This is a genomic window from Dyella mobilis, assembly GCF_016904945.1.
GTDB lineage: Bacteria > Pseudomonadota > Gammaproteobacteria > Xanthomonadales > Rhodanobacteraceae > Dyella_B > Dyella_B mobilis.
Genome location: NZ_JADIKF010000040.1, coordinates 637,227 through 659,788, shown reverse-complemented (window position 1 = coordinate 659,788; position 22,562 = coordinate 637,227). Strand labels below are relative to the sequence as shown.

Annotated in this window: 23 protein-coding genes and 1 riboswitch; of the genes, 9 read left to right on the top strand and 14 right to left on the bottom strand. The window is 62.8% G+C overall.

The window, feature by feature from the left end; genetic code table 11:
* Positions 1 to 165 precede the first annotated feature (165 nt).
* The 6 genes from ISS99_RS19280 (at position 166) to ISS99_RS19255 (ending at position 7,918) form a co-directional block, all read left to right on the top strand.
* Positions 166 to 1,809, top strand: coding sequence for an OFA family MFS transporter (locus ISS99_RS19280; protein WP_204633231.1), 1,644 nt, complete (start codon positions 166 to 168; stop codon positions 1,807 to 1,809).
* Between the two features lie 14 nt (positions 1,810 to 1,823).
* Complete coding sequence (locus ISS99_RS19275; protein WP_204633230.1) at positions 1,824 to 2,324, top strand: formate dehydrogenase subunit gamma; 501 nt, start codon at positions 1,824 to 1,826, stop codon at positions 2,322 to 2,324.
* Positions 2,321 to 3,880 (top strand): formate dehydrogenase beta subunit, encoded by a 1,560-nt coding sequence (locus tag ISS99_RS19270; RefSeq protein WP_204633229.1) that lies wholly within the window; start codon positions 2,321 to 2,323, stop codon positions 3,878 to 3,880. Before ISS99_RS19275 ends, ISS99_RS19270 begins: the two co-directional genes overlap by 4 nt.
* Before the next feature lie 93 nt (positions 3,881 to 3,973).
* The gene (fdhF, locus tag ISS99_RS19265) at positions 3,974 to 6,853 is read left to right on the top strand and encodes a formate dehydrogenase subunit alpha (RefSeq protein ID WP_204633228.1); all 2,880 of its coding nucleotides are present in this window, start codon (positions 3,974 to 3,976) and stop codon (positions 6,851 to 6,853) included.
* Positions 6,854 to 6,881: 28 nt separating this feature from the next.
* Positions 6,882 to 7,685 (top strand): formate dehydrogenase accessory sulfurtransferase FdhD, encoded by an 804-nt coding sequence (gene fdhD, locus ISS99_RS19260; RefSeq protein WP_239538197.1) that lies wholly within the window; start codon positions 6,882 to 6,884, stop codon positions 7,683 to 7,685.
* The gene (locus ISS99_RS19255) at positions 7,682 to 7,918 is read left to right on the top strand and encodes a formate dehydrogenase subunit delta (RefSeq protein ID WP_204633226.1); all 237 of its coding nucleotides are present in this window, start codon (positions 7,682 to 7,684) and stop codon (positions 7,916 to 7,918) included. The genes fdhD and ISS99_RS19255 overlap by 4 nt, the downstream gene beginning before the upstream one ends.
* Before the next feature lie 3 nt (positions 7,919 to 7,921).
* On the opposite strand, the gene ISS99_RS19250 is transcribed toward ISS99_RS19255, so the two are convergent.
* The 11 genes from ISS99_RS19250 to yccS all read right to left on the bottom strand — a co-directional run bounded on the left by ISS99_RS19250 (position 7,922) and on the right by yccS (position 18,033).
* Positions 7,922 to 8,905: an ABC transporter ATP-binding protein gene (locus tag ISS99_RS19250; RefSeq protein ID WP_204633225.1), complete on the bottom strand. Its 984-nt coding sequence runs from the start codon at positions 8,903 to 8,905 to the stop codon at positions 7,922 to 7,924.
* Positions 8,905 to 9,678 carry an ABC transporter permease subunit gene (locus ISS99_RS19245; protein ID WP_204633224.1) on the bottom strand — a complete coding sequence of 258 codons (774 nt, stop codon included), beginning with the start codon at positions 9,676 to 9,678 and terminating at the stop codon, positions 8,905 to 8,907. Before ISS99_RS19245 ends, ISS99_RS19250 begins: the two co-directional genes overlap by 1 nt.
* 97 nt (positions 9,679 to 9,775) lie before the next feature.
* Entirely contained in the window at positions 9,776 to 10,681 is a 906-nt protein-coding gene (locus tag ISS99_RS19240; protein ID WP_204633223.1) for an extracellular solute-binding protein, read from the bottom strand.
* Positions 10,678 to 11,031, bottom strand: coding sequence for a hypothetical protein (locus ISS99_RS19235; protein WP_204633222.1), 354 nt, complete (start codon positions 11,029 to 11,031; stop codon positions 10,678 to 10,680). Before ISS99_RS19235 ends, ISS99_RS19240 begins: the two co-directional genes overlap by 4 nt.
* Positions 11,028 to 11,576, bottom strand: coding sequence for a molybdenum cofactor guanylyltransferase (gene mobA, locus ISS99_RS19230; RefSeq protein ID WP_204633221.1), 549 nt, complete (start codon positions 11,574 to 11,576; stop codon positions 11,028 to 11,030). The genes ISS99_RS19235 and mobA overlap by 4 nt, the downstream gene beginning before the upstream one ends.
* A gap of 4 nt (positions 11,577 to 11,580) precedes the next feature.
* A complete protein-coding gene (locus ISS99_RS19225; protein WP_204633220.1) occupies positions 11,581 to 12,090 on the bottom strand; it encodes a molybdenum cofactor biosynthesis protein MoaE in 510 nt (169 codons plus the stop codon).
* A gap of 2 nt (positions 12,091 to 12,092) precedes the next feature.
* Positions 12,093 to 12,353, bottom strand: a complete 261-nt coding sequence (locus ISS99_RS19220) for a MoaD/ThiS family protein (protein ID WP_204633219.1) — start codon at positions 12,351 to 12,353, stop codon at positions 12,093 to 12,095.
* Positions 12,350 to 13,597, bottom strand: a complete 1,248-nt coding sequence (locus ISS99_RS19215; RefSeq protein ID WP_204633218.1) for a molybdopterin molybdotransferase MoeA — start codon at positions 13,595 to 13,597, stop codon at positions 12,350 to 12,352. The genes ISS99_RS19220 and ISS99_RS19215 overlap by 4 nt, the downstream gene beginning before the upstream one ends.
* Complete coding sequence (moaCB, locus tag ISS99_RS19210) at positions 13,594 to 14,586, bottom strand: bifunctional molybdenum cofactor biosynthesis protein MoaC/MoaB (protein ID WP_204633217.1); 993 nt, start codon at positions 14,584 to 14,586, stop codon at positions 13,594 to 13,596. The genes ISS99_RS19215 and moaCB overlap by 4 nt, the downstream gene beginning before the upstream one ends.
* 3 nt (positions 14,587 to 14,589) lie before the next feature.
* A complete protein-coding gene (gene moaA / locus ISS99_RS19205) occupies positions 14,590 to 15,573 on the bottom strand; it encodes a GTP 3',8-cyclase MoaA (protein ID WP_204633216.1) in 984 nt (327 codons plus the stop codon).
* Positions 15,566 to 15,706: riboswitch (molybdenum cofactor riboswitch) on the bottom strand. It overlaps the preceding gene by 8 nt.
* 164 nt (positions 15,707 to 15,870) lie before the next feature.
* On the bottom strand, positions 15,871 to 18,033 hold the full coding sequence (yccS, locus tag ISS99_RS19200) for a YccS family putative transporter (protein WP_204633215.1): 2,163 nt from the start codon (positions 18,031 to 18,033) through the stop codon (positions 15,871 to 15,873).
* Positions 18,034 to 18,152: 119 nt separating this feature from the next.
* Between yccS and ISS99_RS19195 the strand changes: the two genes are divergently transcribed.
* Positions 18,153 to 18,917 (top strand): ATP-binding cassette domain-containing protein, encoded by a 765-nt coding sequence (locus tag ISS99_RS19195; protein ID WP_239538188.1) that lies wholly within the window; start codon positions 18,153 to 18,155, stop codon positions 18,915 to 18,917.
* Complete coding sequence (locus ISS99_RS19190; protein WP_204633213.1) at positions 18,914 to 20,395, top strand: ABC transporter permease/substrate-binding protein; 1,482 nt, start codon at positions 18,914 to 18,916, stop codon at positions 20,393 to 20,395. Before ISS99_RS19195 ends, ISS99_RS19190 begins: the two co-directional genes overlap by 4 nt.
* Positions 20,396 to 20,424: 29 nt before the next feature.
* Here the strand turns inward: ISS99_RS19190 and ISS99_RS19185 are convergent, their stop codons facing one another.
* The 3 genes from ISS99_RS19185 to ISS99_RS19175 form a co-directional block, all read right to left on the bottom strand.
* Entirely contained in the window at positions 20,425 to 20,625 is a 201-nt protein-coding gene (locus tag ISS99_RS19185; RefSeq protein ID WP_204633212.1) for a hypothetical protein, read from the bottom strand.
* Between the two features lie 278 nt (positions 20,626 to 20,903).
* Positions 20,904 to 21,314: a response regulator gene (locus ISS99_RS19180; protein ID WP_204633211.1), complete on the bottom strand. Its 411-nt coding sequence runs from the start codon at positions 21,312 to 21,314 to the stop codon at positions 20,904 to 20,906.
* A gap of 506 nt (positions 21,315 to 21,820) precedes the next feature.
* Positions 21,821 to 22,003, bottom strand: coding sequence for a hypothetical protein (locus ISS99_RS19175; RefSeq protein WP_204633210.1), 183 nt, complete (start codon positions 22,001 to 22,003; stop codon positions 21,821 to 21,823).
* 173 nt (positions 22,004 to 22,176) lie between these two features.
* Between ISS99_RS19175 and ISS99_RS19170 the strand changes: the two genes are divergently transcribed.
* Positions 22,177 to 22,542 carry a response regulator gene (locus ISS99_RS19170; protein ID WP_204633209.1) on the top strand — a complete coding sequence of 122 codons (366 nt, stop codon included), beginning with the start codon at positions 22,177 to 22,179 and terminating at the stop codon, positions 22,540 to 22,542.
* Positions 22,543 to 22,562 lie beyond the last annotated feature (20 nt).

Genomic DNA, 22,562 nt, shown 5'->3' with positions numbered 1-22,562 from the left:
ACCGGCGCTGGCGTGTTTGTGACAAAGCACGGTCAGCGCCGTCATGTTGCGCAGCAGTAATCATCAGGAAAAGATCGCCCTCGGCGTTCCTGGATTTTGGGCTACAGTCGCGGCGTTGCCAACGCGATGGATTTTGTTGTCCCGATTTCACCGTGGGAGACGATCATGACTGTCGTGCCTGAGGCTGTAGCGGCGTCCGGGGGAAAGACGTCGGGATGGTTGGCGAGGGATCGCATCATCGCCGGACCGCGCTTCAATCGCTGGCTGGTGCCGCCGGCTGCGTTGGCCATCCATCTGTGCATCGGCATGGCTTACGGTTTTTCCGTGTTCTGGCTACCGATGAGCAAACTCGTACCCGGTGCGCCCAGTTGCGCAGGCATGGGCTTTTTCGGGCAGCTGTTTGCAACGTCGTGCAATTGGACGGTGCCTGCGGTCACGCACATCTTTGAAACCTTTATCGCCATGTTGGGTATTTCGGCGGCGATCTGGGGTGCCTGGCTGGAGCATGCCGGACCGCGCAAAGCGGGCTTTATCGCGGCGCTATGTTGGGGCGGCGGCCTGGTGATCGGCGGTATCGGCGTGTCGATGCACCAGTTGTGGCTGGCCTTTCTCGGTTGCGGCGTGCTTGGCGGGGTCGGGCAGGGGCTGGGCTACATCACGCCGGTGTCCACCCTGATCAAATGGTTTCCGGATCGCCGCGGCCTGGCAACCGGCTTCGCCATCATGGGTTACGGCGGCGGCGCGATGATCGGCGCGCCGATCGCGGTGGCGCTGATGGCGCGCTTTGCGAACGGCGAAGTAGCCGGTGTAGCCAGCACGCTGATGGTGATGGGCGTGTTGTATTTCGTGGCCATGTCGGCTGGTGCGTTCGGCTTCCGCGTACCGCCCAATGGCTGGACTCCGCTTGGCTGGACCGCGCCTGCCGCTGCCAGCAAGCTGATTACCGGCCGTCACGTGCACTTGAACCGCGCCTGGAAAACGCCGCAGTTCTGGATGATCTGGATCGTGCTGTGCATGAACGTCACCGCCGGTATCGGCGTGATCTCGATGGCCAGCCCGATGTTCCAGGAGGTGTTCGGCGGCCGTTTGCTCGGCCTGGATGCGGCGACGACTCTCACTACGGCGCAAAAGGCGGCAATAGCGGCTTCCGCGGCGGGACTGGTCGGCCTGATCAGCCTGTTCAACAGCCTGGGGCGGATTTTCTGGGCCTCCACTTCGGATTTTCTCGGCCGTAAACGAACGTACATCGTGTTCTTCGTGCTGGGCATCCTGCTCTATTGCAGCTTGCCGACGCTTGGGCACGCCGGGCTGGCCGGCATGTTTGTGATTGCCGTGTGCGTCATCATTTCCATGTATGGCGGCGGCTTCTCCACCGTACCGGCTTACCTGGCCGACATCTTCGGTACACAAATGGTCGGCGCCATTCACGGGCGCTTGCTTACGGCATGGTCGGTGGCGGGTATTGCGGGGCCGTTCCTGATCGCCGCGGTGCGCCAGGCGCAGCTCGACGCCGGCGTGGCCAAGAACCTGGTGTATGACCGCACGCTGTATATCCTTGCCATCTTGCTGATTGTCGGCCTGATCGCCAACTTGCTGGTCAAGCCGGTCAAGGAAGCGCACCATATGACCGATGAGGAGCTCGAGCACGAGCGCTCGCTGCAGCATGAGGCGCCTCACGTCTCGGCCAACGCCAGCCAGGCGGCACGCGGTGGTTTCGGCCTGGTAGGCATCGTCGCTTGGGCGCTGGTGGGCATTCCCTTCCTGATCGGAGTGTGGATAGCCCTGAGCAAGGCCGCAGCACTGTTCTAAGGTTGATATCGATCATGAAGCCTGCCAAGAACATCGCCCAGTTGCCGCCGATCGACGACGCACTCCGCGATGCGGTTCTGCACGTCACAGCCCGGTTGAAAGATCAGCCGGGCGCGTTGCTGCCGGTGCTGCACGGTATCCAGGAGGCGGTCGGCTACGTGCCCGAGGTGGCCGTGCCGCTGATCGCGCGCGAGATGAATCTTTCGCGTGCCGACGTACACGGCGTGGTGTCTTTCTATCATTTCTTTCGCACGCGTCCCGCCGGGCGGCGGGTTCTTTACCTGTGCCGCGCCGAATCCTGCCAGGCGATGGGCGCAGCCAAGCTCGAGCAACACGTCAAGCAGCGGCTCGGTGTGGATTTTCATCAAACCACCGCCGACGGCGCTTACACGCTGGAGCCGGTGTACTGCCTAGGCAACTGCGCGTGCTCGCCTGCGTTGATGATCGATGACGAATTGAAAGGCCGCGTGACGCCGGAGAGTTTTGACGCCTGGCTGGCGACGGAGAAGACATGACGACCACGGTCTATGTGCCTCGCGACGCCAGCGCCTCGTCCCTGGGAGCGGATGCGGTTGCCAAGGCGATCGAAACCGAAGCCGCTGCACGCAAGCTGGATGTGCAACTGGTGCGCAACGGTTCGCGCGGCTTGTACTGGCTGGAACCGATGGTGGAAGTGGATATCGGCGGGCGGCGCGTGGCTTACGGTCCCGTGCAGGCAGGCGACGTGTCGGCACTGTTCGACGCCGATTTTCTTCGCGGTGGCGAAGACGTGCTGGCGCTCGGCCCCACGGAAGACATTCCCTGGTTGAAGAGCCAGCAGCGCCTCACGTTTGCGCGCGTCGGCATCGTGGATCCGCGCAGCCTGGACGACTATCGCGCACGTGGCGGCTATCTCGGGCTGCAGGCGGCCCTCAAGATGACTTCGGCCCAGATCGTGCAGGCCGTTACCGATTCGGGTTTGCGCGGTCGTGGCGGTGCGGCGTTTCCGGCGGGCATCAAGTGGAAGACCTGCCTCGAGGCCGTGGCAGAGCAGAAATACATCGTGTGCAATGCCGACGAAGGCGATTCGGGTACGTTCGCCGACCGGATGGTGATGGAAGGCGATCCGTTCGTGCTGATCGAAGGCATGACCATCGCAGGGTTGGCCGTTGGCGCCAGCCGGGGCTATATCTATTTGCGCATCGAATACCCGCTTGCGCAGCGCGCTTTGCAGGCAGCGATCGAAGCGGCTACCGCCGCGGGCTATCTGGGTGACGACGTTTGCGGCAGCGGCAAGGCTTTTCACCTGGAAGTGCGGATGGCTGCCGGCGCCTATATCTGCGGCGAAGAAACCTCGTTGCTGGAAAGCCTGGAGGGCAAGCGCGGGCAGGTCCGTTTCAAGCCGCCGCTACCGGCGATCCAAGGGTTGTTCGGCAAACCTACGGTGATCAACAACGTCGTTACCTTGGCGACGGTGCCAATTATTCTCGAGCGCGGTGCGACGTTCTACCGCGACTACGGCAGTGGCCGTTCGCGCGGCACCATTCCGTTGCAATTGGCGGGCAACGTGAAGCGCCCGGGGTTGGTCGAGCGGGCTTTCGGTCTGACGTTGCGCGAACTGGTCGAAGACTGCGGAGGCGGCACGGCAAGCGGGCGCCCGGTGCGCGCGGTGCAGGTTGGTGGACCGTTGGGTGCTTACATCCCGGCCTCGCAACTGGATACGCCGATCGACTACGAAGCCTTCGCGGCCATCGGCGGCATGGTCGGGCATGGCGGCGTGGTGGTCTTCGACGATAGCGTCGACATGGCTGCACAAGCGCGTTTTGCGATGGAGTTCTGCGCGATCGAATCGTGCGGCAAATGCACCCCGTGCCGGATCGGCTCCACCCGCGGGGTGGAAGTGATCGATCGCATGCTGGCTGGCGATGCGGACCAGCGCGAGCGCGACGAGGTGCTGCTGCGCGACCTGTGTCAGACGATGGTGGCCGGATCGCTGTGTGCTCTGGGTGGCATGGCGCCGTTTCCCGTATTGAGCGCGCTGGATCATTTTCACGAAGATTTTGAGGGCGAAGCGCGGCGGATTGCGCAGTGACGGTGCAATCGTGACGTTTTTGCCATCATCCCCGCAAAAATCGAATCGCGCTTTTCACGTTAACGACGCGATGGATTGAGGAGGTAGTGGATCATGCTGTCCATCGTCGACATCGACCGCGGCACACCCGAGATCAAATCCGAAACGCTGGTGACGTTGGACATCGATGGCCGCAGCATCAGGGTGCCTGAAGGCACGTCGGTCATGCGCGCCGCTGCCCAGGCCGGCATCGCCATTCCCAAGCTGTGCGCCACCGACATGCTGGAAGCCTTCGGTTCCTGCCGCCTGTGCCTGGTCGAGATCGAAGGGCGCAAAGGGTATCCGGCGTCGTGCACCACGCCGGTGGCCGAGGGCATGAAGGTGAGCACGCAAAGCGTCAAGTTGGCCGAAATCCGTCGTGGCGTGATGGAGCTGTACATCTCCGATCATCCGCTCGACTGCCTGACTTGTCCGGCCAATGGGCATTGCGAATTGCAGGACATGGCCGGGGTAGTGGGTTTGCGCGAAGTGCGCTATGGCTATGACGGAAAGAACCACGTTTACGCCAAGTCCGCTCAAGGCGAAGCCAATCCGCTCTTCGCGGCGAAGGACGAATCCAATCCCTATTTTGCTTTTGATCCTTCCAAATGCATCGTCTGCTCGCGCTGCGTGCGCGCTTGCGACGAAGTACAGGGTACGTTTGCGTTGACCATCCAGGGGCGCGGCTTCGAGTCGAAGGTGGCGGCCAGCCAAGACAACCGTTTTCTCGATTCCGAATGCGTGTCCTGCGGTGCTTGCGTGCAGGCCTGTCCCACGGCCACGTTGTCGGAAAAATCGCTGATCGACCGCGGCCAGGCCGAACACAGTGTCGTGACGACGTGTGCCTATTGCGGCGTAGGCTGCAGCTTCCGTGCCGAGATGAAAGGCGAGGAAATCGTGCGCATGGTGCCTAACAAGGATGGTCATGCCAATCACGGCCATTCCTGCGTCAAGGGGCGTTTTGCGATCGGCTACGCCTCTCATCCGGAGCGCATCACCACGCCCATGATCCGGCGCAAGATCAGCGACCCTTGGCGCATTGCGAGCTGGGAAGAAGCCATTGCGCACGCGGCCAGCGAGTTCAAGCGCCTGCAGGCCCAATACGGCAAATTCGCGATCGGCGGCATCACCTCTTCGCGCTGCACCAATGAAGAGACCTACCTGGTGCAGAAGCTGGTGCGCGCCGCTTTCGGCAACAATAACGTCGATACCTGCGCACGCGTCTGTCATTCGCCGACCGGTTACGGCCTCAAGTCGACCATGGGCGAATCGGCTGGCACGCAGGACTTTGATTCGGTCGAGCATACCGACGTGGTGCTGGTGATCGGCGCCAATCCCACCGATGCACACCCGGTCTTCGGTTCGCAGATGAAACAGCGGCTGCGTGCCGGCGCCAAATTGATCGTGGCCGATCCGCGCCGCATCGATCTGGTGCGTACGCCGCACATTCAGGCCGATTTCCACCTCAAGCTCAAGCCGGGCACCAATGTCGCACTGCTCAATGCGCTGGCCCACGTGATCGTGACGGAAGGCCTGGTCGATGAGGCTTTCGTCGCCGAACGCTGTGAGCCCGCGGCGTTCGAGAAGTGGCGGACCTTCGTCGCCCAGGACAAAAACAGTCCTGAAGCGATGGCGGCCGAAATCGGCGTATCCGCCGAATTGTTGCGCGGCGCGGCGCGGCTATATGCCACCGGCGGCAATGCTGCGATTTACTACGGGCTTGGCGTCACCGAGCATTCGCAAGGCTCCACCGCGGTGATGGCGATCGCCAATCTGGCGATGGCGACGGGCAACATCGGCCGCGCCGGCGTGGGCGTGAATCCGATGCGCGGCCAGAACAACGTGCAGGGTTCTTGCGACATGGGGTCGTTCCCACATGAATTTCCCGGCTATCGGCACGTTGGCGACGCCAAGGTGCGCGGCTCGTTCGAGGCCGATTGGGGCGTGCCCTTGCACGATGAACCCGGCCTGCGCATTCCCAACATGTTCGAGGCGGCCCTGGATGGCAGCTTCAAGGGGCTGTATCTGGAAGGTGAGGACATCGCGCAGTCGGATCCGAACACCCAGCACGTCACGGCTGCACTGGAAGCCATGGAATGCGTGGTGGTGCAGGATCTGTTTCTCAACGAGACGGCCAAATACGCACACGTATTCCTGCCTGGCAGCTCGTTCCTGGAAAAGGACGGCACCTTCATCAATGCGGAGCGGCGCATTTCCCGGGTACGCAAGGTGATGGCGCCGAAGGGGCGTTATGCGGATTGGGAAGTGACCCAGTTGCTGTCCAATGCCATGGGCTACCCGATGCACTACGCGCATCCCTCGCAAATCATGGACGAGATCGCACGGTTGACGCCGACCTTCCAGAGCGTGAGCTTCGACAAGATCGACCAGCTTGGCTCGATCCAGTGGCCTTGCAACGAGCAGCACCCGGAAGGAACGCCGATCATGCACGTGGGCGAGTTCGTGCGCGGCAAGGGGCGCTTCATGCTGACCGAGTACGTGCCGACCACGGAGAAGGTCAATGCCGAGCACCCGCTGATCCTTACCACCGGCCGGATTCTCAGCCAGTACAATGTCGGTGCGCAGACACGTCGCACCGCGAACGTGATGTGGCACGACGAGGACCGGCTGGAAATTCATCCGCACGATGCAGAAGAGCGCGGCATCAAGGAAGACGATTGGGTCGGCATCGAAAGCCGTGCCGGACAGACTGTGTTGCGCGCGCGGATTTCCGAGCGCATGCAGCCGGGCGTTGTCTACACCACCTTCCATTTTCCCGGCTCCGGCGCCAACGTCATTACTACCGAAAATTCCGATTGGGCCACCAACTGCCCCGAATACAAGGTCACCGCCGTGCAAGTGACGCGCGTCGACCAGCCTTCGACGTGGCAGCAGCGGTACCGGGCCTTCTCCCACGAACAGCAGGCGCTCCTGGATGCTGCCGAAATGCCCTGAACCCTCGGCCGAGGGCCGAGGTTACGTCATGCGCCGCGTCGATCGTTATCGTCACGGCGAGCTGGAACATTTGAGCGACGAAATCGCCGAAGAAGTGCCCGTTGCCATGATCTACGACGACGTGCCGTTTGCGGTGATGATGGTGACACCGCTGGATCTGGAAGACTTCGCGCTCGGTTTTTCGCTTAGCGAAGGCTTGATCAGTACGTCGGCCGAACTGACGTCGGTTGAAGTGCATCCGCGGCTGGAAGGCGTCGAACTGGCCATGCGCGTGGCATCGGACAAGCTTGCGCAGCGCATCGGCAGCAGCGGCGAGCGATTGCTGCCGGGGCGCAGCGGCTGCGGTCTGTGCGGTGCGCGCCTGCTGGAAGATGCCGTGCGTCACCCGGCGCCGGTGGGCCCCGGTCCCCGTATTGCGCCGGCCGCGTTGGCGCGGGCGCTGGAAGCGCTGGGCGCCGCGCAACCGGTCAACAGCGAAACCGGATCGGTGCATGCGGCCGCGTGGGTGCGCGTCGATGGCAGCATCGCGCTGGTTCGCGAAGATGTCGGCCGGCACAATGCCTTGGACAAGCTGATCGGTGCGATGGTCAAGGCGCAGATCGATCCCGAACGAGGCTTTCTGTTGGTGACCAGCCGCGCGAGCTACGAAATGGTGACCAAGGCGGCGAGTGCCGGTATTACCCTGATGGCGGCCATCTCGGCGCCGACGGCGCTGGCGATACACCTGGCCGAAAGCACCCGCCTGACGTTGATCGGTTTTGCCCGTGCCGGCAGCTATGTCGTGTACACGCATCCGCAGCGGTTGCTGCAGGTGACAGGAGTCAATCCGTGAACGTCGAACGTCTGGTGGCGATGGTCAACGATATCAGTCGCTACTTCAGTGCCGAATCCGATCAGGCGGCAGGTGTGGCCGGTGTCGCCGATCACCTGAAGCGCTTCTGGGAGCCCGGCATGCGCAAGCAGATCGTGGCGCATCTGGCCGGCGGCGGCGAAGGCCTGGAGCCTTTGGCGAAGATGGGGGTCGAGCGCCTGGCGGAGATTGATCGCAAGACGATCGCCGGGTAATGCTCATCGTGGCCAATAGCGAATCGCGGTGCTCGGCAACTGGATGGCGAGTGTTTCCGGCAGGTGCTGATCGGGCGGTGCCGTAACCCATAGCCGCGCCCGACCGCAGCGCAATCCGAGCTGGGTGATGCGGTCGTCGCGGTGGCGCACTTCCACCGATGCGATGATGGCATCCGGTGGCGCTTTATTCGTATCGGCGATGCGAATCGCGGAAGGGTCGATCATCCAGTCGACCTCGATGGCGCTGGGTTTCTCGGTCTCCAGCGGAAACGAAATGCCGCCTTCGGGCCAGACGAGCCGCGCTGCGTCGCCGGCCTGATCGATGCGCCCGCGATGCACGTTGCGGTATCCGAGCAGACGCGCCGCTGCGCCGCTCACCGGCGATGCATAGACGGTGTCCGGCGTGCCGATCTGGATGATGCCGCGTCCGTGCATCAGAACCAGCCGATCGGCGACCGCCGCCAAATGCGGATCGTGGCTGACTGCCAGTGTAGGAATGCCGAATTCGTGCACTTCGGCGATCAACTCCGCGATCACGTCGTCTCGCGTCACCGGATCGAGCGCAGAGGTGGGTTCGTCCAGCAGCAGCAACTGCGGCCGTCGAGCCATGGCCCGGGCCAATGCAACGCGCTGCTGCTGCCCGCCCGACAACGTGGCCGGATAACGCTCGGCGCATTCCGCTACGTGTACGCGTTCAAGCCATTGCATGGCCTGCTGGCGCCGCTGCGGACCGCGCAGCGAGAAGGCCACGTTTTGCCAGGCATTCAGGTGAGGGAACAACGCGTAGCCTTGCGGCAGATAGCCCACGGCGCGGTGCTGAGCGGCCATTCCGTCGAAGGGCTCGCCTCGTGCCGGCGCCAATCCAGCGATGGCTCGCAGCAACAGCGATTTGCCTTCGCCGCTGGCGCCAAGCAGTACGGTGAAGCCTTCGACGTCAAAGGCGGCATCGAGGGCAATCGGTTCCTGGATGTGATAGTCGATGCGCATCAGATCAGCTGCCTGCGCCGCGCGGCGAGCCCGAGCACCAGCGGTAGCGGCATTGCGACCAGGAAGAACACCCATAGCAGCGGGTAGACCGCGCTCAGGCCAATGTCCTGCAGATTCACCCACAGCTTCACCGGAATACCCTGCGGGTAATAAGCCACGATCAATACCGCGCCGAACTCGCCCAGGGCACGCACCCAGGCCAGCGCAATGCCGGCGGCAAGTCCGAGTCGCGCCAGCGGCAGGCTGACGTGCAGGAAGCTGCGCCACGGCGAATGACCCAGGGTGAGGGCGATCTGCTCCAGCTCGCGCGGCACACCCTCGAAAGCGGCGCGGGCGGCAATCACGTAATAAGGCAGCGCACTGTAGAACTGCGCCATCACGAAAGCGGATGCGGAGTTGGTCAGCACCAGTCCTGCGCGTTCAAGCAGGCTGCCGGCCGGGCCGTACGGTCCGTACATCGTCGCCAGCAGGAGACCCAGTGCGAGGGGAGGGGTCAGCAAGGCAAGCAGCAGCAGCGCGTCGATCAGCCATTTGCCGCGCATTGGGTAACGCGCCAGCCACCAGGCCAGCGGCGTGCCCAGGATGATGATCAGGATCAGCGCGGTCAGGCTGTAGACGAGCGAAATGGCCACTGCGCTGCCATCGCCATCGGCAAAGCCGAAACTGCGCCAATGCGTCGCGAGCACGAGGCCGAAAAACGGTGCCGCCAGCAGCAGCAAAGTCACGACACTCATCAGCGCGGGCGCGCGGAGTTTGCGCGATGACGTATTCACCCGATGAACATCCAGGGTTGCCGCGTGCCTTGCCCGCTCTCCCTGTGCACATGAGGCAAGGCCTGTCCATCGCAAGGTTTGAAAAGCCCGCGTCGAATCACAGCGCGTTTCCGCGCGGCGGGCTGTAACCATGATCGCGGAACAAAGCCTGTCCCTGTGCGCTTTGCAGGAGCGCTACAAAGTCGCGCGCCAGTTGCGGTTGCCGGGCATCGCCAAGCACGGCGGCGTAGAACACCAGCGGCTGCACCTTGAGGGTTTTGCCGTTGTCCAGCTTGATGGCGGCGCGGTCGTACCATGGACCCTGCATGGCAGGGTCGCCGAGATTGATCTCGTCGGGCAGGCTGATGGTCGGCAGATGATGCGATTGCGCTGCGCTGAGGTAGCTGATGGCGGCATCGATCTGGCCGGCTTCAAGTCGCGACATCAGGGACGCTTCGGTGAAAATCTGCGCGGGATTCTGCGGCGCGCCGGCGATCTTCTGCAGCAAATCGGGGCGATGGTAATAGTCGGCGGCCAGTTGCAAGGTCAGCAGTACGTTGGCGCCTTGAGGATCGACCGCCGGATCGGTGCGGCCCAGGCGCAATCCGGGCTCGCTCAGCACGTCGTACCAGTTTTTTCTGCCTTGGGCGGCCGCGCTGAAGTCGGCCGCGAAGCGGCTGTGCGGGCTGTAGCTGATCACCATCTGTGTACTGGCTACGGGTACGGCCTGGGTCACCATGCCGGCCTGTTTCAACAGCTGCATGGGCCCGGGCGTGATGGCCACGAATACGTCCGCCTGCAACTGATGGGACGCCAGCAAGCGCGCCAAGGCGTAGGAGCCCTGGCCGATGCCCTGATAGGCGGCGTGATGAGCCTGCGCAAACGACGGGCCGGCAGAGCCGTCCATGACCACCCCCATCGAGCCGGCGTAGGCCACGCGCAATACCGGGCTGTCGGCAGCCAGGGAACTGGTAAAGACAAAGGCGGCGGCCAGCAAGGTGACCAGGCGCTTGGCGATGCTCACGATGCTTCTCCCTCGGAAGATTTGTGCAAGCGCTTGCGCGCGCTGTCGCGGACGTCCACATCGAACAGCAATTGCAGCTCGTCGCCATCCGGTAACGGCAGACTGAATTGCAGGCCATCGCGTGACGGCAGGCGTACGCTCAATGCGCGTACTTCATCATCCGGCAATTGGATGTGCCAGTGATCGCCTTCGCATTGCCAGCCGAGCATGCCAAGGCGGACTTGCTGTATTTCGGTGCGACCGTCCGGCAGGCGAGTGCGGTTTTCGGCAGCGCCGCCTGCCAGCAATTGCGCCAGCTCCGCCTCATCGATGCGCAGCCGCAGTGTCTGGCCTTCCAGTTGCACTCTCATTCGCATGCCTCTTGCCAGGTTTGTTCGGTGTTGCAATCGATCAGCTGTGTTTCTTCTTCCTCGTCCAACGCGATGACCGTGGCGCCAACGCGTGCTTGCAAGGCGCGCAAAGACCGGTCGCGTGGATGATCGATGGCCTGCAGTTTGGCCAGCACGTCGCGGCACGCGGCATCCAGGCGTAGTGTCATTGGCAACACGTGGTCGATGAAATACGCGCTTCTGGCGGATGCCCCAGCGGCAAGCAGGCGCTGCAACAATGCCGGTTGCAAGCGAGGCATGTCGACCGGAATGATCAGCAATTGAGCGTTGCCGCACGCCGCCGCGATGCCTGCAATGCCGCCGACGGGACCGAGCTGGGCTATGGGGTCGGCGATGCCGTGGTAGTCGGGGCGTGCTCCGCTGACTTGCACGCTATCCACGCCCGCGGCTTGCAGTACGGCGATCTGATGTTCGATCAATGGCCGGCCGCGCCAGGGCAACAAGGCTTTGTCGCGCCCCATGCGCGAGGAAAGGCCGCCGGCCAGCACGACGCCGATACGTGGCATAGGCCTAGTGCTGGTGTCCACGTGTTTCCCCGTCGCGCTTGACGGCGGCCAGTTCGGCCTCGCGATGTTCTTCGCACAGCGAGCATCCTTCGCTCCAGGCGCTGTGGCCATCGACATAATGTTCTTGCTTCCAGATCGGTGCTTCGTGCTTGATCGCTTCAATGGCCAGCCGGCAGGCGCGAAACGCTTCGTCGCGATGCGGCGTAGCGGCGGCGATCACCACGGCCAGATCGCCGATGCGCAGGTCGCCCTTGGCATGTGCGATATACAGCTTCATCGGGCCTCCCACCTCTCGGCGGGCGCGCTCGCCGATGCTCTGGAAGATGCGTAGCGCCAGCGGTTCGAACAGGTCGTAGCTGATGCCGGTGACCGTGCGTCCTAGATTGTGCTGGCGCACGCGGCCGATAAACGTGGCGATGCCGCCGAAGCGCGGATCGGAGACGAAATCGAGCGCCGCGGGGGGATTCAGCGGCGCGTGCACGACGTCGACAACGGCGGTGTAGATGTCGGTCATTTTCAGCCTCCGCTGACCGGCGGCAGGATCGCCAGTTCGCCGTTTTCAGGTACGTGACGATGGTTGTGCAGAATTTCGTCTTCGCTGGCGAAGGCCGAGCGCTGGATCAGGCTGGGGCTGATCGCCGGCGCGTGGCGATGCACGTGGTGCTGCAGCGCTTCGCGCACCTGCGCCACCGTGCTGTGTTCGGGGACATCGAGTTCGATGAAGCCGCGCGGGTCGGCATCGCGCAAGGCTCCGAAAAGGGTAAGGCGCAATTTCATGCCTGGATCTCGCGGGGAAGAGGAAATTCGAGGTGTCCGGCGCCATAGACCTCGACGAGGCTGCCGGCTGGCAGGCTGTCGATCTCGGCGGGAACGATGGCCCAGGCGTCGGCATCGGCGAGCGGGCGGATTCGGTATGACTCCTGGCCGCCCAAGACTTCGATCGCGAGCTGACCGCGCGCATCGATGCACAGGCGGCTTTTCAGGTGGAATCGCAGGCGCGGTTTCTTTGCGTAGGCATTGAGCAGCGGTATGCGGCGCGGCGTTTCATTCGGCAGGCCGAGCATCATGCGCAAAGACGGTTCCACGAAGAAGCGCAGCCCAACCGCAACGGCGATCGGATTGCCGGGCAAGCCGAACAGAAGGGCGCCGCCAGGCAGCTTTGCAAACAGCAGCGGCTTGCCGGGGCGGATTGCCACTTTGTGGAACAGGGTTTCAGCACCGAGTTGTTGCAGCGCCTGTGGAACGAAATCGTAGCGGCCCATCGATACCGCGCCGCTGGAAATGATCACCTCGGCGCCGGCGCCAAGCGCCCGTTGCACCGCCGATGCAAAAGCCGAAGCATCGTCTCCGACGGTTTCCTGGTAAACGATTTCCGCGCCCGCCAGCGGTATGCGCGCGGCCAGGAATGGGCCGTTGGAATTGCGGATTTGACCAGGCGCGAGCGGTTGCGCCGGGTCATCGACCAATTCGCGGCCGGTGCACAGCACGGCGACTCGCGGGCGCGCAGCAACCGATATCTGTGCGATGCCGAGCGAGGCCAGCAACATCAAATGCTGTGGCGCCAATACGGTGCCTGCAGCCAACACGTTTTCGCCGCGATGTACGTCCGACCCGGCATGGCGAACGTTCTGTCCCGCGCTCACTTCGGCAAGCAGGCGAATGCGCGTGGAGCCGAGGCGTTCGGTCTGCTCCACCGGAATCACGCGATCCAGGCCGTCAGGCACGCGCGCGCCGGTCATGATCTCCCACGCACCACGGTGCGCGCGCGCCACGCCGTCGCCCGCGGCTTGCTCGCCTTCGATTTCCAGTTCGGTGTCGGCTGCAAGGTGAGCGTCGCCGCGCAACGCAAAGCCGTCCATCGCGGAATTGTCGAAAGGTGGCAGGTCCACGGTGCTGATGATCGGGGTGGCCAGTACGCGGCCGAGGCAGCGCGCGATGGGGCAGTGTTCGGCGGGCAAGGGCGTGCTTTGAGCCAGCACGATTCGCAGCGCATCGTCGTACGCAAGTGTGTCCTGGCTCATGCGTGTCCGCCGCCTGCAGCCACATTCAGTGCGTGCGCGAGGATTGGGGCGAGAATATCCATGCCTTGCGCCACGGCCTTGGCGCTGCCAGGCAAGGCGATGACCAGGGTCGTGCCGATCAGTGCAGCGTCGGCGCGGCTTAGCCAGGCCATCGACGTGTGTTGGCTGCTCTCGTAGCGAAACAGTTCGCCCAGTCCGTCCACCCGGCGGTCGGCCACCATGGCCAGCGCTTCCGGTGTACGGTCCCGCGGACCGAGACCGGTGCCGCCCGTGCATAGAATCAAGGGCACGCCCTCGGATGCTTTTTGCCGCAAATGGGCGGCCAAGGGCTCGGGCTCGTCGGCAAGTATCTCGGCGTCGCCGACATCGGCGCCAAGATCGCGCAGGCGCTTTACCAGCAGCGGTCCTGCGGTGTCGGCATAGTCGCCGCGGCTGGCGCGGTCGCTGAGCGTGATCACCGCGGCCTTGACTGCGTCGAGTCGCGCGACGGTGCGCGGTTTGTAGTGCGCGTGCTCAGCCTCGCTCATGCCTTCAGGATGCAGCCACAGCCCCTTCTTGCCGCCTTCCTTGAACAGCAGGCGCACGCCTCCAAAGGACAGCGCCGGTTCGACCGGCTTGGTGAGGTCGTACAAGGTCAGCAATGCGGCGCTGGCGCCAGCCAGTGCTTCCATCTCCACGCCGGTGCGCGCGAAGGTGGCGACTTCGCAATAGACGCGAATGGCGTGGCGCTCTGCCACGGGTTCGCAGCGCACATCGATGTATTCAAGCGGCAACGGATGGCACAGCGGCATCAGTTGCGATGCATTCTTGGCACCTTGCAGGCCGGCGATCTCGGCCATGGTCATGGCATCGCCCTTGGGCAAGCGGCGCTCGACGATCAGTGCAAATGCCGAAGCGCCTGCGCTCAATTCACCGACCGCAACGGCACGCCGCGCCGTAACGCGTTTGTGGCGCACGTCGGCCATGTGAAAGTGGACACGATCATCCATGAATCAACCTCCGGTGGATGCGAGATGAGGGGTGATGCCGGTGCGGCCATCGTGCAGGAAGTGTCCTTGTTCCTTGCGACCGATCTGGCCGCCGATGGCGCGCACCAGCTCTTCGAGCTGTTCGTCGGCTTGCAGCAGCGGTCGCAGCGGGATGCCGAATTCGCCAAACAGGCACAGGCGCAGGTCGCCTGTGGCGGTGACACGCAGGCGGTTGCAGCCGGCGCAGAAATCTTTGGAGTAGGGCGCAATGATTCCGATGCGGCCGGCGTAATCGGGATGGCGGTACTCTCTTGCCGGCCCGGCGTCCGCCGCACGCGGCAGTAGCTGCCAACCGCCTTGCGAGAGTTGTGTTTCCAGCGTTTCGGCGCGTACGTGATGGTCGCGGAAGAACGGCAGATTGTCGCCGGTCTGCATCAGTTCGATAAAGCGCAAGCCCACGCGGCGTTCGCGCAGATAGTCGAGCCAGGACGGCAGTTGTTCATCGTTGACGCCGCGCAGCAGCACGGCATTGAGCTTCACCGATGGCAAGTCCGCGGCGAGTGCCTGGTCGATGCCGCCCAGGATGTCTTCCAGCCGATCGTGGCCGGTGATGCGTGCAAAGACGGCGCGGTCGAGGCTGTCCACGCTGACATTGATGGCGTTGAGGCCGGCATCCATCCATTCGCTCAACCGGCGGGAAAGCAGGGTGCCGTTGGTGGTCATCGCCAGCTTGGTCACGCCAGGCACGGCAGCGGCCGTGCGCATAATGTCGGTAAGGTCCTGGCGTACGCTCGGTTCGCCGCCAGTGATGCGCAGCTTGTGCATGCCAAGCTCGGTGAAGCCGCGCAGCAGACGCGTGATTTCAGCCAGCGACAGCGGCTGGCTGGCATTCGGGTCGGCGTGGTAACCGTGCGGCAGGCAATAGGTGCAACGAAAATTGCACGCGGGAATCACCGACAGTCGCAAATACGGGAACCGGCGGCCGTAGCGATCAGCCAGCGGGGACATGGTCTGTGCTCCTTTCCAAGCCGGGAGGCGAGGGCGTTTCCGCCGTCACCCTGGTGATCCTTCGGATCACGGGCGCCGAGCCGTATTCCTTTCAGGGAACCGCAGGCCGGGCGTCTCGGAGTTGTGGGTTTGTCTATAGGTGTAACTATCCGAGCATCCGGGCATCGCGTCTAGGGGCGCCGGTGCGTTCGTTTCGCGTTCGTGCGGGCTAACCGATGCGTTTGTGACGACCGGCTTGCCGGGAAGCCGGTAAGGATGAGGCGAGAACCCCGCTCTGGGGATGCCGAGACTGCTCCGTCATTCGGTACGAATATCGCGGACCACGCTTGCCAGCCGATCCCGCTGCGCCAGGATCAAGGACAACTGGCCCAATACCAGCCGTGCGGTGTCGTCGCTCACCCCATCGCTGCGCGGCGTCGCGCTTTGCACCGCTTCGTCTTCTTGGCGAAGGGCAGGCACATTCGAGGCCAGCGCATCGGCCAACTGTTGGAGTTGGGTGACGGTGAGGTTGCCGGCCAGGGTGACGGCGTCGCGCGCTTGCGCACAGGCAATGGCCTGCCGGTGAGCGCCCAGTGCCGAAATGTGCCCCAGCATGGTGTGCGCAATGGTCAGGAACCGCAGTAGATCTTCATTGCCGCGCCGTTGCCGTCCCGGTTCGCGCAGCATGTTGGCGAGCACGCCGCTGAGCGCCGCGTCGGCATTGTGTGCTTCGCGCCGCGCAATGCGGTAAGGGAGATCGTCACGCTTGCCGCTGGCATATTGCGCGATGACCTGCTGCAGATAGCGCGCATCGTTGCGCAGGGTATTGGACAGCACTTGATCGAGCTGGCGTCCGTGCCAGTCGGGCAGGATCAGGTAGATCGCCAACGCGGCGATGGCGGCGCCGATCAACGTATCCAGCAGTCGCGGCCACATGACGTCGTAGCCGCTGCCGGCCTGGTTGAAGCACAGCACCACGAACACGGTGATGGAGGCTGTCGCGAGCGTATAGCGTCGCAATCGTTCGGCAAAGAAAAGTACGCCCGACAGGATGATCAGCAGCAGTTGCCAGGGCGCTTCCGGCAGCAGGCGCAACGTGGCCCAGCCCAGGATCACTCCGGCGATCGTGCCCGACACGCGTTGCAGCATGCGCACGAGCGTTGCTCCGTAACTGGGCTGGCAAACCAGCAATGTGGTCAGCAGGATCCAATAGCCGTGGAGTGGGTGAATCAAATGCAGCACGATATAACCGGCCATCAAGGCCAGGGCCAGGCGGACGGCATGCCGGAAGCGGGAGGAGCGGGCGGCGAACTGGCTGCCGATGCGTTCCCATGCTTCTCCAATGGATTGCGGTCCGGGGTTTTGCAGTGCGCTGTCCTGGCCCTCGGCAAGCGTCATGGGCGGCGTTTCGTTTTCCAGTTGCGCCTGGATCGCCGAGATATTGCGCAGCAGTGCATCGATGGAACGTAGCAGTGGTTCGGGCGGCGCTGGCCGCTCCTTGCGCAGGGCATCGATGGATGAGCGTAGATCCGATTGCGCCGCGCGCGCGTCGGTGAGCGGGGAAATGCCGACATGCAGGCGAAGCGCACCGGCATGCTGGCGGCAGCGCCTGGCTTGTAGCCGCAGCACGTGCTCGCAACGGAAAAGCACGTCGCTGTGATAAAACGCCTCGGCCAGTTCTGCATAGGGATAGTGCGAGGAGCTGATGCGCTCGTGGATGTCCTGCGCTTTGAAATAAAGTTGCAGGCGAGCCGCCGTTGCTCCGCGCGGGCGGCGCATGCCGATGCGGTCGATCAGTACCACGCGGGTATCGTTGAGCGCTTCCACGACCTGCTCGTTCTGCATGGCCAGCGTCAAGGACAAGGCTTCCCGGTCCAGGCCGTGCACCGGAGTGAAGAGTGCCGCCTTGGTCTCCACGTAATCGGCGAGCGCGTCGAACACGCGTGCGAGCGCATGCCTCACCGCGAGTTGCGGCGAAAGAGCGGCCCACGCCAGCGAAAGCACGCCGTACCAGGCTGCACCGGCGAGCATCTGCCCAGGTTGGCTTAGCCAGTGAGCCGACGGTGTCGGCGAATCGGTGCCGATCATGGTGTAAACCGCCAGGATCAGGGTGCCGCCGGCGACGGTCGCATAGCGTGTGCTGATGGCACCCAGCATCACCAGCGCGAAGGTCATCAGCGGCAGCGCCACGGCGAAGACGAGGGGATAGGGGAGCAGCCATTCCACTGCAAACGCCACCCCGGCGAAGCAGCCCAGGGTTATCAGCAGGCTCAAGAGGCGACTGCGCCAGTGGTCTTCGGTCTCGGCCAGTGCGCAGGCAATCACGCCGAGCATGAGCGACACCATGGCATCGTCTTGCCCACTCATCAGGCAATACGCAATGGCTCCGCCGAGTGCGAGCAGCACGCGCAGGCATTCGGCGAATCGGTCCGAGCCGCGCAGGCGATGCCAGCGATGGATGATGGCGGAGTGGGAAAGCATCGGTTGGTTTGATATGGTGCGTCGCACCATCATGCCACGTTCCATGCCTCTCCGCCGTGTCAAAGTGGCGGGATGCGGTAGATTCGAAATTTCCCCCAAGCCCCGACGACTGGATGGCCATGACCGGCAACGCCGCGCCCGAAGCGTTCGAACTCGACGGTGTCTGCAAGCGCTACGGCAACCTGTTGGCTCTGGACCAGGTGAATCTGGGATTTCCGGCAGGAACCACGACCGCGCTGATCGGCAGCAGCGGCTCGGGCAAATCGAGCCTGTTGCGCCTGTTGTTGGGCCTGGAGTGGCCGGACCAGGGCCGGGTGAAAGTGGATGGCCGGGTGTTGCAACCGGGCGAAGTGCTGGAGCTGCGTCGTCGCGTCGGCTATGTCATCCAGGAAGGGGGGCTGTTTCCGCATCTCACCGCGCTGGGCAACCTGGCGTTGCTCCCTCACCATCTTGGTTGGAACAAGGGCCGCATCCGGGAACGCGCCGAAGAGCTGGCGACGTTGGCCCACTTGCCGGCCAATGCATTGGAACGCTACCCGGCCGAATTGTCAGGCGGGCAGCGCCAACGCGTGGCTTTGATGCGCGGACTGATGATGAACCCCGATGCTTTGTTGCTGGATGAGCCGCTGGGTGCTCTCGATCCCATCGTCCGTCACGAGCTGCAGGATGTGTTGAAGCAGATTTTCCTGCAGTTCGGCAAGACAGTGATCGTGGTGACGCACGACATCGCCGAGGCGGCGTGGCTTGCCGATCGCATCGTGCTGATGCGCCACGGCAAGGTGGTGCAGGATGGCTGCCTGGAGGATTTGCGCCAACGGCCGGCAGATCCTTTCGTTACGCGTTTCGTCGAAGCGCAGCGGACTTTGCGGGAGCCGCAGGCATGAGGCGCTGGATGATCGCCGCGTGGATGCTGGTGCTCATCGTGCCCTCGCTGCGTGCCACGCCCATCCGCATCGGTTCCAAGCAATTCACCGAGTCGGTGATTCTGGGCGAAGTGGCTCGGCTGTCGGCGCGCGAGGCCGGTATCGACGCCGAACATCAACGCGAACTGGGCGGTACCAGCATCCTGTGGAGTGCGCTGGAGCACGGCGACATCGATGCCTATCCCGAATACACCGGTACGCTGACCCACGAATTGTTGAAGAACGTAGCGCCCGATGCGGATATCGCAAGCTTGCGCGCGGCGCTCAAGCCGCTGGGTATCGGCATTACCGACTCCCTGGGTTTCAGCGATACCTATGCCGTCGGCATGCGCGAAGACCAGGCCACGCAGCTTGGCATATCGCGTATTTCCGATCTGGTCGCGCATCCGCAATTGCGCCTAGGGTTTTCCAACGAATTCATGGATCGCACGGACGGCTGGCCGGGTTTGCGGCAACGCTACGGATTGCCGCAAACGCAGGTGCGCGGTCTCGATCACGCGCTGTCTTACCGGGCCCTGTCGAGCGGGGCGGTAGACGCCATCGATCTCTACAGCACGGACGCTGAAATTCCTTTTTATCACTTGCGAGTGCTGGACGACGACCGGCACTACTTTCCGCATTACGACGCCGTTTTTTTGTATCGCCTGCCTTTGGAGAAAACTGCGCCGGCCTTTGTGAACGTCTTGCGCAAACTCAGTGGGCGGATCAGCGAAGACGCCATGCGTCGGATGAACGCGCAAGTGAAGCTTCGTGGCGAAAAGGAAACCGCGGTGGCAGCGAGCCTGCTCGGCGTTCAATCGGACGGCGACGGCACGGGCCTGTGGTCGCGCTTGCTCCATCGCACGCTGGAGCATCTGCGGCTGGTACTGATGTCGCTGAGCGCGGCCGTATTGCTGGCTATTCCACTGGGCGTATTTTCCGCACGCACGAAGCGACTTGGGCAAGTGATCATGGCGGCCAGCGGCGTCTTGCAGACGATTCCCTCGCTGGCGATGTTCGTGTTCATGATTCCGCTATTCGGTATTGGCACTTGGCCGGCAGCGGCTGCGCTGTTCCTGTACAGCCTGTTGCCGATCGTTCGCAACACCTATGCCGGGTTGACCGGGATTCCACCCGACCTGCGCGAGTCTGCAGCGGCGCTCGGCTTGCCGCGTAGCGTGCGGCTTCGTCGCGTCGAACTGCCGATGGCGATGCGTTCCATCCTTGCCGGCATAAAAACGGCTGCCGTGATCAACGTAGGTACCGCCACGCTGGGTGCGTTGATTGGTGCAGGCGGCTATGGCCAGCCCATCGTGACGGGTATTCGGCTCGACGATATCGGCCTGATTCTCGAAGGCGCCATACCCGCTGCCTTGATGGCGCTGGCAGTACAGGGCCTGTTCGAGGGTGTGGAGCATTGGCTTACGCCGCGCGGTATGCGCATCGAAGCGCGGCAGTAAGCGCGAATGATCGGCCGTGTCGTAGAAGCCTAGACGTGATGCGTCATGGATACGGTCCCGCCTGCATCGCTGATGTGTTGATCATTCTTGATCAAATCGGCCCAGCGCACTTCAATTCCATTGCGATGGGCTTTCCTGGTTATCTTGACGCCGGTGGCGTCCAGGGTGAGCGTGAAAACTTGTCCTTCGACGTCGATTTGGCGCTTGAGGGGTTTGTCCAACGGTGTCATGAAGCTCTCCTGATGAACGTGATCGACGCAAGTCGATTGCGAACGTCACATCCTGTCGTTGAGTGAACATTTGTAGTTGCGAGACGAGCATTCGCGAAGATTACGCGCGGCATGCGCGGCATCGCTTCATGCGGCCTCGGGCGCAACCATGCAATGACGTTTGTCAAGAACTAGGCAAGGAGTTGTGATTATTGTGCGTATGAGTGCGCCATCGGCACTGCCCGTTCACGTTGAGCGCTGTCGCTAAATTACGGCTTTTTGCGTACGAAACGGCACGTTCACACCAGAAGAAGTTCTGCATCGCGATGTTTTCTTCGTGTTCGCGAAGCGGATTGATGGCGTGCGGCGCCGTGATGCACGGCACGCAGGAGATCTTCTTTGCCGTAAGGCTTGAGAAGGATGCTTACGTCGTCAGGTTGGTGCGAATGGAGTACATTCCAGTCGCCACAGGTGATGATGTAGTGGCCGTTGATGAGGCGTTGGCGCATTCTCAAGGCCATCTGCATGCCGGTAACCTGATGGTCTAGTCGCATGTCGCTGATCACTATGCCGATGTCCGGATGTTGGCTCGAAAGGCGAAGTGCGTCAGCGACATTTCGGGCTTTGCAGACTTCGTAGCCAGCTTCGTTCAATGCGTAGTGAACGAGATCCTGGGTATCCACATCGGTGTCGACAACCATTACGTGCATGACTGCATTCCATCACTGCACGGTACCCTGAAACCCCGTCGCGGATTTTTCGCCATGGTTGTGACACGGGTGTGAATCGATGATGCTTGATGCACACGCTGTTCAGTCTCTGAAAATAAACGTTGAACTAAAACATTCCTCGCCGAGCGCGTGAATGTGAACGGGTGGATCAGTCCCAAGCAAAAGCGGTGCCTCGACGAGGCTTTACCCGGCTTTGCAAGGGCTTGTTTACGTTTGCTACACGAAACGTTGCATACAACTAGGCAACAGTGAAAGTGTCATCATGATGTCAACGCGTCAGGGATGCCGGTTCAAGTGCAGGGAGATGGTGGTGGTTGCAGTTTGCGTGGCACGACGCAAGAAATACGTCGTTACTTCAGGAGAAAGCTCATGAATCGCATGGTAGTTGGCTTAGCAGTCGCTTGTATGGGATTGGCCATCGGCGGGTGCCAGAACCCGAGCAGTAACAACGGTGCGGCTCCTGCCGCGGGTGGAGAAGGAGCATCTCAACCTTCCACGCCGGCTCCAGCGCCTGCGGCTACTGCCCCGGCCACCAATGCGCCAGCCGCTTCACATAGCGCCATGACGCCTCCGGCCAGCAGCGGCACGGCAAAGGCGCCAGCCGCTTCGTCTACGGCGGGACATTGATCCCGCCGGCGTGCGCCGCTGGCGGTATGCCGGCGGCGCAAGTGGCAGTGGCCGTTTTTTACGGCCGCTGAAGTTTGTTTTGATCCCGCTTTTACATTTTGCGGCAGGATGGATCATCGCCCTTCGAATTTGGCGAGTATTCATTAACCGTTGTGTCATCCCCCCATAACGTTCAGAGCAGCGCCGGGATCGGCCTGTTTCGGGTGAGGATGGCATGAAGACTGTTCTGCTCGTCGAGGATAATCGAGATGTCCTCGTCTCCACTGCGTACATGTTGCAGGACGCGGGCTATGAGGTGGTTGCGGCCACCAACTCCGACCAGGCCAAGCAAGTGGCCGCGGTGCGCACGGACATAGGCCTGATTGTCACCGACCTGAATCTGAACGAAAGCGTTAACGGCATCGAGCTGGGTATCGCGATGCGCGAGGACGGTCTGAAATGCCGGCTGATCGTGATGTCCGGCGATGCGGAACCGCCGGAGCACAGCATGACGTCGTGGATGACCTATCTACCCAAGCCTTTCGATCGAAAGACGTTGCTTGCTGCGATCACCGGAAACCTGCAGCCGGTCGTTTCCTGACCAAGAACTCGCCGAACACC

Excerpts from the sequence above, each read along its gene's own strand:
- ISS99_RS19185 (WP_204633212.1), bottom strand. The coding sequence starts at position 20,625 with ATGACACCGTTGGACAAACCCCTCAAGCGCCAAATCGACGTCGAAGGA.
- ISS99_RS19170 (WP_204633209.1), top strand. The coding sequence starts at position 22,177 with ATGAAGACTGTTCTGCTCGTCGAGGATAATCGAGATGTCCTCGTCTCC.
- yccS (WP_204633215.1), bottom strand. The coding sequence starts at position 18,033 with ATGCTTTCCCACTCCGCCATCATCCATCGCTGGCATCGCCTGCGCGGC.
- moaCB (WP_204633217.1), bottom strand. The coding sequence starts at position 14,586 with ATGGATGATCGTGTCCACTTTCACATGGCCGACGTGCGCCACAAACGC.
- ISS99_RS19275 (WP_204633230.1), top strand. The coding sequence starts at position 1,824 with ATGAAGCCTGCCAAGAACATCGCCCAGTTGCCGCCGATCGACGACGCA.
- moaA (WP_204633216.1), bottom strand. The coding sequence starts at position 15,573 with ATGTCCCCGCTGGCTGATCGCTACGGCCGCCGGTTCCCGTATTTGCGA.
- ISS99_RS19250 (WP_204633225.1), bottom strand. The coding sequence starts at position 8,905 with ATGCGCATCGACTATCACATCCAGGAACCGATTGCCCTCGATGCCGCC.
- fdhF (WP_204633228.1), top strand. The coding sequence starts at position 3,974 with ATGCTGTCCATCGTCGACATCGACCGCGGCACACCCGAGATCAAATCC.
- ISS99_RS19190 (WP_204633213.1), top strand. The coding sequence starts at position 18,914 with ATGAGGCGCTGGATGATCGCCGCGTGGATGCTGGTGCTCATCGTGCCC.
- ISS99_RS19270 (WP_204633229.1), top strand. The coding sequence starts at position 2,321 with ATGACGACCACGGTCTATGTGCCTCGCGACGCCAGCGCCTCGTCCCTG.
- ISS99_RS19280 (WP_204633231.1), top strand. The coding sequence starts at position 166 with ATGACTGTCGTGCCTGAGGCTGTAGCGGCGTCCGGGGGAAAGACGTCG.
- ISS99_RS19195 (WP_239538188.1), top strand. The coding sequence starts at position 18,153 with ATGACCGGCAACGCCGCGCCCGAAGCGTTCGAACTCGACGGTGTCTGC.
- fdhD (WP_239538197.1), top strand. The coding sequence starts at position 6,882 with ATGCGCCGCGTCGATCGTTATCGTCACGGCGAGCTGGAACATTTGAGC.
- mobA (WP_204633221.1), bottom strand. The coding sequence starts at position 11,576 with ATGCCACGTATCGGCGTCGTGCTGGCCGGCGGCCTTTCCTCGCGCATG.
- ISS99_RS19180 (WP_204633211.1), bottom strand. The coding sequence starts at position 21,314 with ATGCACGTAATGGTTGTCGACACCGATGTGGATACCCAGGATCTCGTT.
- ISS99_RS19235 (WP_204633222.1), bottom strand. The coding sequence starts at position 11,031 with ATGAGAGTGCAACTGGAAGGCCAGACACTGCGGCTGCGCATCGATGAG.
- ISS99_RS19220 (WP_204633219.1), bottom strand. The coding sequence starts at position 12,353 with ATGAAATTGCGCCTTACCCTTTTCGGAGCCTTGCGCGATGCCGACCCG.
- ISS99_RS19215 (WP_204633218.1), bottom strand. The coding sequence starts at position 13,597 with ATGAGCCAGGACACACTTGCGTACGACGATGCGCTGCGAATCGTGCTG.
- ISS99_RS19225 (WP_204633220.1), bottom strand. The coding sequence starts at position 12,090 with ATGACCGACATCTACACCGCCGTTGTCGACGTCGTGCACGCGCCGCTG.